12 protein-coding genes are annotated in these 13,742 nt (G+C 39.3%); 3 read left to right on the top strand and 9 right to left on the bottom strand.

The window, feature by feature from the left end:
• Positions 1–72 precede the first annotated feature (72 nt).
• The 6 genes from GKR71_RS04620 to GKR71_RS04595 form a co-directional block, all read right to left on the bottom strand.
• The gene (locus tag GKR71_RS04620) at positions 73–840 is read right to left on the bottom strand and encodes a Slam-dependent surface lipoprotein (protein WP_154599304.1); all 768 of its coding nucleotides are present in this window, start codon (positions 838–840) and stop codon (positions 73–75) included.
• A gap of 516 nt (positions 841–1,356) precedes the next feature.
• The gene (gene rnd / locus GKR71_RS04615; protein ID WP_036948213.1) at positions 1,357–2,478 is read right to left on the bottom strand and encodes a ribonuclease D; all 1,122 of its coding nucleotides are present in this window, start codon (positions 2,476–2,478) and stop codon (positions 1,357–1,359) included.
• Between the two features lie 109 nt (positions 2,479–2,587).
• Positions 2,588–4,276, bottom strand: a complete 1,689-nt coding sequence (gene fadD, locus GKR71_RS04610; RefSeq protein WP_036948216.1) for a long-chain-fatty-acid--CoA ligase FadD — start codon at positions 4,274–4,276, stop codon at positions 2,588–2,590.
• Between the two features lie 332 nt (positions 4,277–4,608).
• Complete coding sequence (locus GKR71_RS04605; RefSeq protein WP_154633989.1) at positions 4,609–5,211, bottom strand: Slp family lipoprotein; 603 nt, start codon at positions 5,209–5,211, stop codon at positions 4,609–4,611.
• A 220-nt stretch (positions 5,212–5,431) separates the two neighbouring features.
• The gene (gene tsaB, locus GKR71_RS04600; protein WP_108478182.1) at positions 5,432–6,127 is read right to left on the bottom strand and encodes a tRNA (adenosine(37)-N6)-threonylcarbamoyltransferase complex dimerization subunit type 1 TsaB; all 696 of its coding nucleotides are present in this window, start codon (positions 6,125–6,127) and stop codon (positions 5,432–5,434) included.
• Positions 6,128–6,230: 103 nt separating this feature from the next.
• Positions 6,231–8,156, bottom strand: a complete 1,926-nt coding sequence (locus tag GKR71_RS04595) for an ATP-dependent DNA helicase (protein ID WP_036948222.1) — start codon at positions 8,154–8,156, stop codon at positions 6,231–6,233.
• Positions 8,157–8,304: 148 nt separating this feature from the next.
• Between GKR71_RS04595 and GKR71_RS04590 the strand changes: the two genes are divergently transcribed.
• Positions 8,305–8,652, top strand: a complete 348-nt coding sequence (locus GKR71_RS04590) for a RidA family protein (protein WP_036948225.1) — start codon at positions 8,305–8,307, stop codon at positions 8,650–8,652.
• Positions 8,653–9,008: 356 nt separating this feature from the next.
• Positions 9,009–9,527, top strand: coding sequence for a colicin immunity protein Cui (gene cui, locus GKR71_RS04585; protein ID WP_148444739.1), 519 nt, complete (start codon positions 9,009–9,011; stop codon positions 9,525–9,527).
• A 39-nt stretch (positions 9,528–9,566) separates the two neighbouring features.
• On the opposite strand, the gene GKR71_RS04580 is transcribed toward cui, so the two are convergent.
• The 3 genes from GKR71_RS04580 to mdtJ all read right to left on the bottom strand — a co-directional run bounded on the left by GKR71_RS04580 (position 9,567) and on the right by mdtJ (position 12,315).
• Positions 9,567–10,883 (bottom strand): colicin-like pore-forming protein, encoded by a 1,317-nt coding sequence (locus GKR71_RS04580; RefSeq protein WP_154633988.1) that lies wholly within the window; start codon positions 10,881–10,883, stop codon positions 9,567–9,569.
• 669 nt (positions 10,884–11,552) lie between these two features.
• On the bottom strand, positions 11,553–11,885 hold the full coding sequence (mdtI, locus tag GKR71_RS04575) for a multidrug/spermidine efflux SMR transporter subunit MdtI (protein ID WP_036948232.1): 333 nt from the start codon (positions 11,883–11,885) through the stop codon (positions 11,553–11,555).
• A gap of 1 nt (position 11,886) precedes the next feature.
• Positions 11,887–12,315, bottom strand: coding sequence for a multidrug/spermidine efflux SMR transporter subunit MdtJ (gene mdtJ / locus GKR71_RS04570; RefSeq protein ID WP_036948234.1), 429 nt, complete (start codon positions 12,313–12,315; stop codon positions 11,887–11,889).
• Positions 12,316–12,972: 657 nt separating this feature from the next.
• Here mdtJ and pdxK point away from each other — a divergent pair.
• A partial coding sequence (gene pdxK / locus GKR71_RS04565) for a pyridoxine/pyridoxal/pyridoxamine kinase (RefSeq protein ID WP_154633987.1) occupies positions 12,973–13,742 on the top strand: 770 nt, incomplete at its 3' end.

Genomic DNA, 13,742 nt, shown 5'->3' with positions numbered 1-13,742 from the left:
CAGGTAGGCAAAATAACTTTTGCCTACCTGATAACAATCATATTGCTAAACAAAGAGTGTTAAATAAAGAAATTACTCTTCGGTTTGGCTACCACCAAAGGCAGTATCATGTTTGTGATTATCATTAAATACCAACACACCACCAACATGTTCCGCATTCTCACCAAAGAAGCGCCCATAACTCAAACCTGTATTCTGCTGAGTGTTTTCGAGATTTTTAACAATGGCATCCCCAGAAAACGAACCTCCATCCATTATTTTTCCTTTAAAATCATAACTATGTGCAGTTCCTTGTAATGACCCAGTATAATCTTTATCCCCAAAGTTCGCCTCAAAACTACCTGGAAGCTTTTTCTCACCATCATATTGGTTAATTCCTGCAATGGTGTAAGTGGCTTTACCTTCGGTTGGTACCGCTGTTGTTGCATCTTGGCCAGAGAAGAAAGCGGTATGCTTAGCATCGTCTTCCGTTCCAGTTTGTGACCAATCCCCATAATAAACTTCTGCATCCGCGATTTTAGAAAATTGGAATTTTCCCATATCGACTTCATGCTGTGGAGTTCCAGGGACAATATAAACATTACCTTCTTTAGGGAGCATCACAATTCTCGCTAAACTCGAGAATGATATTTTTTTCCCATTAGCTTTATCACGATGACCAATACCCGGAGCACCTATAGAACCACCATATGGCCCATGAGCGCCTTGTGTTCCCCCAATTGTTACATCCGACCTTTCTGTTTCATACGTTTGGCTTTGTGCAGATTCCGTTACCGCACTCGCACAAGTAGAAACCCCCACCAACATAGCAATTAATGTAAATTTAGTGCTTTTATTCATATTCAATTTCCTTATTTTGAAAATAAAAAATTAAAAGGAGATGATGCTTTTTGCTCTGTGATCTTGGACGTATTTGCGGGCCCACAAACTGGAAATGATTTTATGAGAATGAGTTTTATTTACAAATGGAGATTTTATAATTCAATTAAAAATCATTGTATTAGAATGATTTTTTCTTTTTATTTTTCAATAAACTATAAAATAACCCTCCCCATACAAATGTTAATCATCGCTGTAATGGGTTATTTTAAGTTCGATTTTTATTTATATTGGCTATTTTTTAAGAGTAATTACAGAATTGAAATGCATTAAAGTGAGGCATTAATATTAGAAAGAAACATTATTTTTAGATTGGCGATAAATAATAATCTTCATTATTTAAAGAATAATAAATATTGAATATTGGCAGAATGAGAATAAAACTTATTGATATGAGTAACAAATTACCGAAGAAAAAAGTACTTTAAAAATGGGATAAAGGCACAAAATCATCGCTATTTTGTGCCTTTATCATAATTATGCTTGGCTAAGTAATTGGGTTAATGGCGCTTCCAGTAACCGACCTCGCCAACCAGCAAGCAGTTCAGGCTGGCATGATTTCTCTTTTAGCCCCCAATGTACCGCTAATAACTGGTTAATTTGTCGACGAGATGCTAATAACTCTGGGTTGAATTTTTCATTCTCGGCGATTTCTTTCACCACCCCTTTGATCTCTTTAAAAATGCTTTTGTATTGGCTCTGTTCAGTAATATTAGCAACAGGCGCCGGATACTGGCTGGCATCCAGTTTCTTCGCGTCTTCGACAATACTTAACAAGCGGCGACCATGACAGCGAATTTCTTGCCCAGATAAACCGAGGGCATCCAACTCACCTAAAGAGCTCGGTAAATAACGTGCGACTTTCCACAGATTTTCTTCTTTAATCACGAAATTGATCGCCATATCCCGCGCTTTGGCTTGATCCAAACGCCATGCCGCCAACAACTGTAAGCAAGCAAGTTGTTCATCGCGTAATTGCCATGCATTCGTGATATTTAAGTAGGCTTTTTCAGGCTTAACTGTTTTTTGACGGCGAGCAACCACACGCTGACACTCGTCTTGGGCATCGGCCAAATAGCCAGCTTCCGTCACTTTTTCCATCAAAATTTTAGCCAGCGGCAGTAAATAAAGTACATCCGCCATTGCATAATCACACTGCTTCGAACTTAAAGGACGCGCGAGCCAGTCTGTTCGAGATTCACTTTTATCTAACTCAACTCCCAAATGTTCCGCCACTAACGTAGCGAAGCCGCAAGAAATGGGATAACCCAAAAATGCCGCTACGATTTGGGTATCTATCATCGGCTCTGGCACACAACCAAAATCATGCATAAACACTTCTAAGTCTTCACTGCCTGCATGTAAAAATTTCAATTGGTTTGGATTGGTTAACAGCGCCTTAAATGGGCTAAAATCCGTCATTAATAGCGGATCAATCAGTGAAACCTGTTTTCCATCATACAACTGCAATAAGCCCAGCTGTGGGTAATAGGTTCTAGTGCGAACAAACTCAGTATCTAATGCTAACCACGGCGCATCACTGGCCTCTTGGCAGACTTGGGCTAATTCGCTATCTGTTGTGACTAAACGGTAATTCAAAACAAGTTTCTCTTTATTATAATTTGGTTAAGTGTATCTGACTGACACAGTAACGCCGGTAAAAACCGGCGTTACACACATTGCTTTTGTTAATTCACCAGCTAGTTGGCTATGACGGTGATTTTTCTCGTGCTTGCTGCTCTTCGGCTCGTAATTCTTTTCGTAGAATTTTTCCTACGTTAGATTTCGGCAACTCATCACGAAACTCAAAAATTTTCGGGACTTTATACGCCGTTAGCGAACGGCGGCAGAATGTTTTTAGATCTGCTGCGGTCAGCGCTGAATTTTTGGTAACCACAAAAACCTTCACCGCTTCCCCAGTACTTTCGCTTGGCACCCCAATTGCAGCACATTCGATAACATCAGGATGCATGGAAATAACATCTTCGATTTCATTCGGATAGACATTAAAACCAGAGACAATAATCATATCTTTTTTGCGGTCAACAATACGAATATAGCCTTCGTCATCTATTTCTGCGATATCGCCAGTCGCTAACCAACCATCGATAAGCACTTCACTGGTCGAGTCGGGACGATTCCAATATCCTTTCATCACCTGCGGGCCTTTTACCCACATTTCCCCAGGAGTACCATGAGGAACTTCATGCCCATCATCATCTAAAAACTTCACATCGGTTGATGGAACAGGTATCCCGATACTACCACTATAAGCGGTTAAATTATATGGGTTACCAGAAACTAATGGCGAACATTCCGTTAAGCCATAACCTTCGAGTAAATGCCGCCCCGTCAGCGCTTGCCACTTCTGAGCAACCGCTTTATGGACAGGCATTCCGCCTCCAACAGACAGCCTTAAACGGGAAAAATCAAGCTTCTGAAACTCAGGGTTTTGCAACCATGCATTAAAGAGCGTGTTAACACCCGTGATCGAGGTAAATGGATAGCGGGATAATTGTTTCACCGTATCTGGCACATCTCGCGGGTTGGTGATAAGCAGATTCACGCCACCCACACTGATAAACAATAAGCAGTTTACGGTCAGCGCAAAGACGTGATAAAGCGGCAGTGCCGTTACCACATATTCATGTCCAAAATGTAAAACAGGACCATACGCAGCTTTAGCTTGGGCGATATTCGCAAGCATATTACGATGCGTTAACATCGCACCTTTGGCTACCCCAGTCGTACCACCGGTATATTGTAAGAATGCTAAATCTTCGCCAATAATATTCGGCTTGATATATTGCATTCGATAGCCTTGATGCATAGCGCGACGAAACGAAATGGCATCCGGCAAATTGTATTTTGGAACCAACCGTTTTACATATTTCACCACAAAATCCACAATTGTGGCTTTCGGGCGCGGTAGCTGATCCCCTAAGCGGGTTAAAATAACGTGTTTAACTTTGGTATTAAAAACGATTTTTTCTAATGTATGTGCAAAGTTAGAAACGATGACAATCGCTGTCGCCCCGCTATCATTTAACTGATGCTCTAACTCTCGCGGGGTATACAGTGGGTTAACATTAACCGCTACCATACCCGCACGTAGGATCCCAAACAGTGCAATAGGATACTGCAACAAGTTTGGCATCATTAAAGCAACTCGGTCACCTTTTTTAAGACCCAATCCATTTTGTAGGTATGCGGCAAATGCGCGGCTTCTCTCTTCAAGTTTACGGTAGGTCATCACTGCGCCCATATTAATGAACGCTGGCTGATCCGCATATTGAGAAACGGCGTTTTCAAGTAACTCTGCTAATGACGCGAAGTCATCAGGACTTATTTCTTCAGGTACATCAGCAGGATAGTTTTTTAGCCAGATTTTTTCCAAAATGTTACTCCTGAATTTAGTGAGTTATTATTTTACACAACCCTTTAACAAATTATTAACTCATTGTACCAGTTTGAAAATTAGACAATGTTAAGGTTGAGAGCTATATCACTAAATAAATTTCATTCCTTCGAGATAAAAATAAGGCGGTCAATACCGCCCTATCAACTTATGATTAATTCACCAGAACTTTAGTCTGCTTATAACCTGTAATTATACACTGCTGGCAGGAATTTTTGGAGAATTAAGCGATTAATAGTCCACTCATGCTCAGTTTTTTTATAAAAAAAATCCTAGCTTAACTAGGATTTTTAGCAGAATAATACTATTGCTTAATCTTCCGTTAAATACGTCTGTACTTGAGCCGGCCCCACTGGATACCCATAGCCCCATCCCCAAGGATGATTATAGTAATATGGGGAGCCATAATACCCGTACCCCCATGGACCCGCAGGCGGTGGCATCATCACGCTTTGTGCAATGCTCCAACGTTGGAAGCCTGTGACATTCATTGTCACATATTGATAAGGTACCTCTCCGATTTTCCCTGCTTGTTCTCCAGTTATGTTACCCACAACAGTGATATAGCGGTTTTTAAAATCGTTTGGCTCAACAAACCCGTTAATATAAGCGTAGATTCGACCAAGCGATGCGGAGTTTAATTCAGGCGCAGCGTCATATTTATTTAACGTCATGACGGCTATCTCAATCCGCGTTCTTTTCGGCTCATTAAAGACAGATAACACTTTACCGCCAAAACGCGCTTCTTGACCAATATACATCTCCGGCGCATTTTGCACCGACTTAAGATTATCTGCAGGATTAGGTACTGATCCCTTAATAGACTGAGGGATAGATACACAACCTGCCAGCGCTAATATGCCCGCAAGTAATAGAGTTTTCATTGCCGAGCGGTAGCTAAATTGAATTTTCATTTACCACCTCCAATTAGCAGTCATTATAAAGTGAGATAGTACGTATTAAAACTGCTGGTATTCCTTATCACATTATATGTGCAATCCAATTTTTATTAACGCTTATTTATTCAATAATAGCTCAATTAAACACCGATTCTATATCTTAGATTAAAAAAATAGCTATTGGTTTTACCCTGATAGCTATTTTTTCATTCGACAAAAATCATGCTGATTCTATTTATTCGCGACCCGGTAATTTTTTCCAAGTCACTTCATTACGCAAATAAGTCGGTTCGACATTCTCAACCGCAGTCACTTTACCTGCTAACCACAGCTGCTCAGCAATTGGCAGCATATCTTGCGCTGCAGGTAACGTGATTAGGCTGTCACTTAAGGACAAGCCTTCTAATAATTCAGGATAAGCAGCCCAGCCCGTTCCTGCATGACTCCATTGCCCTTCTAATTCAGTGAATTTTAATTTGAAATCAGCAGGAAGCATCACAGCTTCAGTTTCTTCACCTACCCAAAAACCCTGCTCATCGCGTTGATATTGCGCACAATATATTTCGGACATTCGAGCATCAATCGCCACCAACACACGGGAACTATTCGTTGTTCGATATACACCTTGTGCCAGCGTCATCAGCGAGGAAACACCGATCATGGGTAAATCGGCGCCCAGAGCTAAGCCTTGAGCAATGCCCACACCAATTCGAACCCCAGTAAAACTACCCGGTCCACGCCCAAATGCTAATGCATCTAATTGATTAAGTTTAATGCCTGCTTGCGCTAATACTTCTTCTACCATCGGTAATACTTTTTGAGTATGTTCGCGAGGAGAGATTGCAAAACGCGAAATAATTTCACCGTCGCACAGTAATGCAACAGAACAAGCTTCAGTGGCTGTATCAACAGCTAGAATACGACTCGACATGCCTAAACTCCGGCAAATATTAGGTTTTTTGTTGTCGCCTTATGACGGCAACCTGAAAGATGGGCGGTATCTTAACATAAACCGCCCACAGGATTGCATAAAATTAGTGTTTCTCAATCGCTTCCGCGCGCTTAGTTGCCAAAAATTCAATCGCTTTATTCAGATCTCGCGTACGAGGCGAAGGTGGTAAGCTTCGCAAAAACACCTCTCCATAAGGGCGAGTCACGAGCCGATTGTCACAAATCACAATCACGCCGTAATCTTTAGTATCACGGATCAAGCGTCCCACCCCTTGCTTTAATGTGATGACGGCATCGGGCAGTTGAACATCGGTAAATGGGTCTCCCCCTCGAAGTTCACAGTCTTCAATACGAGCACGCAATAACGGGTCATCCGGCGCGGTAAACGGGAGTTTATCGATGATCACGCAGGTCAGTTCATCGCCCCGAACATCAACGCCTTCCCAGAAACTGCTCGTAGCGACCAAAACGGCATTTCCTGCCGCAATAAACTGTGCCAGCAATTTATTTTTACTGCTTTCCCCCTGCATAAGCACAGGCAATGTCAGCGACGCTTTAAACTCTTCAGCTAATTCCCTCATCATTAAATGAGAGGTACATAAAAAGAAGCATCGACCTCGGTTTTTTTCAATTAACGGGCGTAACATATTGGCAAGCTTTTGAGCGCTACCCCGTTGATTAGGCTCCGGTAAAAAGCGAGGCACACACAGCAAAGTTTGGCTTTCATAATCAAACGGGCTTGCGAGCAATAATGTTTTCGCAGAGCTGAGACCTAAGCGGTCAGTAAAGTGGCTCAGTTTTTCGTTAACAGAAAGGGTTGCTGACGTGAACACCCAACTAGCCGGCGTACTAGCAATCATTTCACTGAATTTATCCGCGACAGTGAGTGGTGTTAAGGCTAATAAAAAGTGACGTCCGTAGCTCTCAAACCAGTAACTATAACCCGGTATGGTGACATCCTTTAAGCGGTTAAGACGGTTGCGGTAAATCGTCACGCGCTCAAAAATAGAATCCAAACTTTGGGAACGCCCTAATGACGTTTTGATGACTTCATAACAGAGTTCCAGTGCATCATCCAGTAGCGTTAACGCTCGCTGAACTTCGGATAACTTCAGTAATTCCCGTAAATTCCCTCTAAAGCTGTTTTCCCCTAAGTTAAGGCGAAAATCCAGTGTGCTTTGCGTCAGTCGATCGGCACTTTTTTGCAATTGAGCTTGGTCTTTTAGTTCTGTACGATACGTCATTATCATATCGCGAGCTAAATCTAACAGTTGCCGGCTACTGAGTTGCTGACCAAAATATTGGCTTGCAATATCAGGGATTTGATGGGCTTCATCGAAAATCATCACATCCGCTTGGGGGATCAACTCCCCAAAACCTGTATCTTTCACCACTCTGTCAGCCATAAAAAGATGGTGGTTAACGACCACCACATCTGCATCAAGGGCTTTACGACGCGCTTTGAGTACAAAGCACTCTTGGTAGCGGGGGCAATCACTGCCTAAACAGTTATCGTTGGTACTCGTGACTAACGGCCAAACGGGGCTATCTTCAGCAATATCATGGCAAGTACTGGTATCCCCCAGTTCTGATTCGATGGACCAACTGCGTAATCTGACAACCGCTGAGAGGATCTCGGGTTCAAGGCTACCTCCACCGAGGGATTGCTGATCTAACCTTTCAAGACACAGATAATTTGAACGCCCTTTTAGAAGCGCCGTTTTACCCGTGTAGTTCATCGCATCGATAATCGTAGGTAGATCTCGGTGATAAAGCTGGTCTTGTAGTGCTTTCGACCCTGTAGAGACAATCACTTTTTTGCCACTTCGTAATGCAGGGACGAGATAAGCGTAGGTTTTCCCTGTTCCTGTACCCGCTTCAGCCACCAGCACATGCTGCTGCTCAATAGATTGAGTAACCGCGTCAGACATGGTGACCTGCGCAGCTCGAGGTTGGAAACCGGGAATTGTTTTTGCTAGAAAGCCATCTGCTGAAAAGTCGTTAGACACTACGAACCTATATTGCTTACTGTTGATGAGCACACTTTACCATGAGTTCAAGATGGCTGCTGAGCTAATTATCGTTTCATCAATGAACTGATTTTCATCATAGTAGCAAACTGATATCCTTTGTTAGCATTGATAATAAGGAACAATTATGACTATTGAACGCATTGACCCAGATACCCGTTGGTCTGAAGCTGTTATCCACAACAACGTGGTCTATTACACTAGCGTCCCAGAAAAACTGGATGGCGACATTATTATTCAAACCGCAGATACCTTAGCCGCTATTGATGTCATGTTAGGCCGAGTGGGTTCAGATAAAAGCAAAATTTTAGATGCGACTATCTTCCTTGCAGATAAAGCGGATTTTGCTGGCATGAACCAAGCGTGGGATGCATGGGTTGTTGCGGGTAGCGCACCTGTTCGTTGCACTGTTCAAGCGGCTCTGATGAAGCCTGAATATAAAGTTGAGATCAAAATCGTTGCGGCGATTGATTAGTCTTGATTGATACTTGAAAAAGAACATCAGCTTAATGCCGTCACTTGAATTGAGCGGCATTATTTTTTAACGTGATGTTTTGACCTTTTATTTTCTCACTTCTCTTACTTCTTTTCTGTCTCACTACATACCATAGCATGACGATAGTAGCTAATTTTTGGCTCCTATTTTACAGATCTATTTGATTTATTTATTGAAAGTAAAAAAATGTATTATTTAGTGCCTTACTGTTTGCCCATCTTCTTTTTTCATCTCAAATGAAATTTGTATTCCTCTACACAGTAGGAAATAATAAATCTTTACATGACAATAGGAATGAATATTATTATCACACCATGTGAAGTAGGAATTCTAAAATGTCTTTTAAGATCAATTCAAGTTTAGCTTTTATTATTACCATATTACTGGGAGCTGTTCCTCTCTCTGCTATATGGTTACACATGATACCCAACATAGTAATAATCAGTATTAGCAATTGGATAGATGAGATACCTGTGATTTATTCAGATTATTATCGAAATGAAAGCTATCTATCCGCTTTATACTGTAAAATCGCACCTGTATTTTCGATTCCATACTATTTGGTTATATGGAATTCTATAAAAATAAAAAAAGAACACTTTAAATTATATAACAAAGGGATAATTACAACTATATTTGGTTATTTTAGTATAATTTTAATCATTTCTATGATCACCTATATTAATTACTTCTTAAACTATAACATATCAAACGGAAACAGAAATTTGCGAACAATTTCCGCTTTTGAATTTACTTCATTTCTCTATTATTACGCCATCTTTATATCAATCTTTACCATTACTTGCGCTGCAGTAAATGCATTTATATTTCTACCTATTAAGTATAAAAAATAAAACATAAATCAATTCATAATTATAAATTTAAAAATATACTTACGGAATGATTTCTTTATTTATTGCATCAGCGAAATCAGCATCAATATAAGAGGTAATCACAGCAGTTAATATGATAGCAGATACAGATAAAAGTGTAGCTGAAATAGTAATCGGTAATAATAAGCTTAGGCTTGCTGATGTAAATGCTAATACAATAGGAGATGCAACTCCTGCTAATACCATAGCTTCAATTTCTAAAACTAAAGGTCTCCAACTTTCCGTTTCAAACCCCTCTTCAACCTTATTTTTTATTTTTTCAAATTTTAAAAATTTATCCGCAAGCTTAAAAGAGCTACCTAGTTTATATAAATTCTCCGATAGCTTTTTTCCATCTATAAATTTTATAGCCTGAGAAATGGCAGGAAGATCTTTCTTATGAACTTTAAGATATGGATTATTTATTGTTTTTTCTAATATTTTTAGCGCATCACTTGAATTTTTAATTTTTTTGCCTTTAAAATCATTTAATTCATTAATTATTTTATCAGATGCAACCTTGTATTTATCCCCAATGATTTTAGATGTTTTATCACCAATATCTGAAATTATTTCTGATGCTGTCTTAATAGCTTCATTTATTTGTAATTTCATTATCTCCTCTTTGGCTTTACCTTGTATTTTCTTCAATTCCTCATCAACTTGCCTTTTGGCTATTGCTTCATCAATAATAGTATCTAATGCTAAATAACTTTCTAAATCTTTAGGCATCATTTTGTAAAAGCTTTTAGAAGCTCTATTGAAATCATTTTTTCTCAAAGCATCTATCATTTCAGGGTAGTTTTTAATATTTCTAGTAGCATCTAAAGTATTTAAATATGTTAAGACTGCAGATGTTTTAGAATTAATCTTACTAAAAATTGAACTCTTAATATGTTTATCAATGTATATTTCCTTTCCATTTACCACCTTTCTATTCAGCATATCAAATAAATTCATATACTTTGAAAACATTTCTCGCCTAATCTTTAGTGTTGGAACAATGCCATTTCTTTTAAGAGCACCAGCGAGTTGATTTTCAACTTTATTACGATACTCATCAAAAACCTTTGTAAATGGAACTCCTATCGTTTGGCTTTTAACCATTATTTTTTTAAGCTCTTTATCATTAGGCTTTTTTAGTAAATCATCGCACAGCCTTTTGAAATAGACACAATTAACCTCACCACACACAGGGCAAATCATATCTTTCTTCATGCAGTATATATTTACTGCATCACTTAATAAAATATTACCATATTCTGTAGAAGCCATTCCATCATAAATCAATCTATCGCGGAAACTACTGTGTGGAGTTACTATCATTACATCATTCATGATATTTCCTTTCTATGAGCATAAAAATGAATATATTTATTAAATAAAATAAAAACCAATCTCATGCAATATATAAAACATAACAACCTTCATTATAAAAATGTAAACATTATCTTTATTGCTGACTTTTAAAAATAAATATACCTTTTCAGTCATTCCATTTAAAATATAATAGATATAAATAAATTTTCTACTCTGAAGGATTTTATGCTTTTTTTCATAAAAATGAATTAATACAATAAAGAGAGTCTAATTTTTCTCAAAAACTAGTGAATACTGTAGTAAATTCATTTTTGGAAATGACGTCGTGATTGAATTGTAAAATAGCCACTACAGCTAGTGTCTTTATAATTAATAGATATATCAGAAAGTTGAGTAGACTGAGCTATTGAGATGCTATAATCCACACTTAAACGCCCTTGGTAACCTTTAATTGTTGCGTTACCTTGCCCATAGGCTGCCTAATGGCGGCCATTCAAAAAATAAATAGAGATAAAATTATTTTCATTAACGAATGAATAACCATATATTATTCTATGAAAATTAGTTCAATATTTTAAATATATTACTTCACTGAAAGTATTAATTTTAGATGTAATTATATATTGAAAAGCTATTAGTACTATATTGTAGAATAAACACTAATAGCTTTAAGAATTGTATTGTCCGTTACGACATTTTAATCAGCACCATACCGATAAGTAAGAGGACTAACCCACCCCAGCCTTTATAGTTTAGGCGTTGATTAAACAGGATCCAGCCAGCAGCAACTGTGGCGATTAAACCGAATGCTCCCCATAATGCATAAGCGACTGACAGTTCAATTCCCTTCACTGCCTGCGCCAGTGCACTAAATGCCCCTAATACGGCGATGAGAGACAAAATTCCTAACCAATAACGTCTAAAACCATCTGACATTTTTAAAAATACGTTGGCAAGAATTTCCAGTACCACTGCGAGGATCAAAAATGCCGCATGCCACCATTCAAATTGACTGGCCATACTACACCTCCGATTTAGCGGTCTTTGTCACTAAAGCTCGGGCTTTGGCGGAATCAACCGCATTTTTTGCAGCTTGTTTTACTTTCTGAGCTGATTGGCTAACAGTCGCTTTTTTGGTGCCTGATTTGATCAATGCAATACCTGTGATCAGGAAAACTAATCCACCAACTTTCATTGGTGACAGTGATTCTCCAAACCACAATACGCTGAACGTCGTAATTAGCAGAACACCAACACCTTCCCACATAGCGTAAGCAACACCCAGTGCCACTTTTTTTACCGCAACCGCCAGTAAAATATAGGAAGTCGCAATCATCACATACATCACAGCCATACCAGTGAAATCACCGCTTACACTGGCATGTTTCATTGATAACGTACCAATGACCTCAGTCACGATAGCTAATGCTAAAAATATCCAATAAATCATTATAGTATCCCTCTAGATACAGCTTCGCCATAGCCTGTTTTTTGAACAAGACAGAAAGGCAATTAGCTTAATGGCTAAGCTTTAAGCTGTTTAAAATTCAAATAAAAATAAAAGAGTGCTGATTTTATTCAGCGAATTGAATAATCTAGAAGGACGCTATAATGCGCCACACCAGTGATACTCACTGGAAAGAATAGCGGAAAGGAAAAGCTTGTGTGTTGATCTTCTTTGGGACTTACTGATCTTTATGCTAGTCACGCTAAGCATGATATCTCATTCATTTCATCGGATGGACATCCATCCAAGTTACTCCGAACCCTCATATAATTGTTAGTTTCAAGCTATTTCTACCACGCCAAAATTATTAAGTCAATGAATACAAACGCTTTTTGAATCCGTCATATTTATGCATAAATATTCATTAATATGCTAAGCAATACAGTGCCAGCGTCTATTTTGCGAATAATTCTGTAATTTTCCTCGCATTTATTTTTAGAGGATCTGAGCAAAAAAAAAATTTTTTTACCCTTTTTTATGCTGCTAACATCCCATTCAATATGAATTTTTTCGGTTACGATTGACAATTAACGCCAACACGCTTCTTATCGTGTTATCCGTTAGAAAATAGCAATAACGAACACCAAATAAGAGAGAGTCATGGATACCTTTACGCTAACGTCAAATAGCTTTCAAAACGCCGCCGATGCCACCCCGCTTCCTTATGATGTCGTCTCCATTCAATCACAAGTTGTCTATGGCAGTGTGGGTAATAGCATCGCTGTCCCCGCATTGACCAAACAAGGATTACGCGTTGCTGCAGTTCCCACCGTTATTCTAAGCAACACGCCCCACTATGCCACTTGTTATGGTGGAGAATTACCCGGTGAATGGTTTCGTGGCTATTTACAAGGCTTTGTTGAACGTGGCAGTTTAAACAGCATTAAAGCCATTTTGACGGGTTATTTAGGTTCCCCAGATAAAGCTCACGACCTTGCAAATTGGCTTGGCTCTGTGCGCGAGCAACACCCTAAAATGCCTGTCATTGTCGACCCTGTCATGGGAGATGAAGATAGTGGCTTTTATATTCCTCCAGCGATAGCTGATGTTTATCGTCATGAAGTCATTCCACTCGCGACAGGGATTATCCCGAACAAATTTGAACTTTCCACACTCAGCGGGCAAGAGATAAACAATCTAGACGATGCCACCCGTGCAGCGCGTTCGTTACTCAAAGGTCACACGCAGTGGGTCATCATTACGAGCGCTTTCCAACCTGATGAGGAAAGCATTGAAGTGGTTTGTGTGACTAAACAGGATGTCGCCGTTATTCGCCATAAACGTTACCCTGTCACACCAAAGGGCACTGGAGACCTATTCGGCGCTGAGCTTACCGCTCAATTATTAGCCGGATTATCGGTTCCTGATGC

Origin of the sequence: Providencia sp. wls1922 (assembly GCF_009706505.1) — a bacterium.
Classification (GTDB): domain Bacteria; phylum Pseudomonadota; class Gammaproteobacteria; order Enterobacterales; family Enterobacteriaceae; genus Providencia; species Providencia lanzhouensis.
Note: the sequence above shows the minus strand (reverse complement) of the source record. Positions and strands in the feature narration are given on the sequence as shown.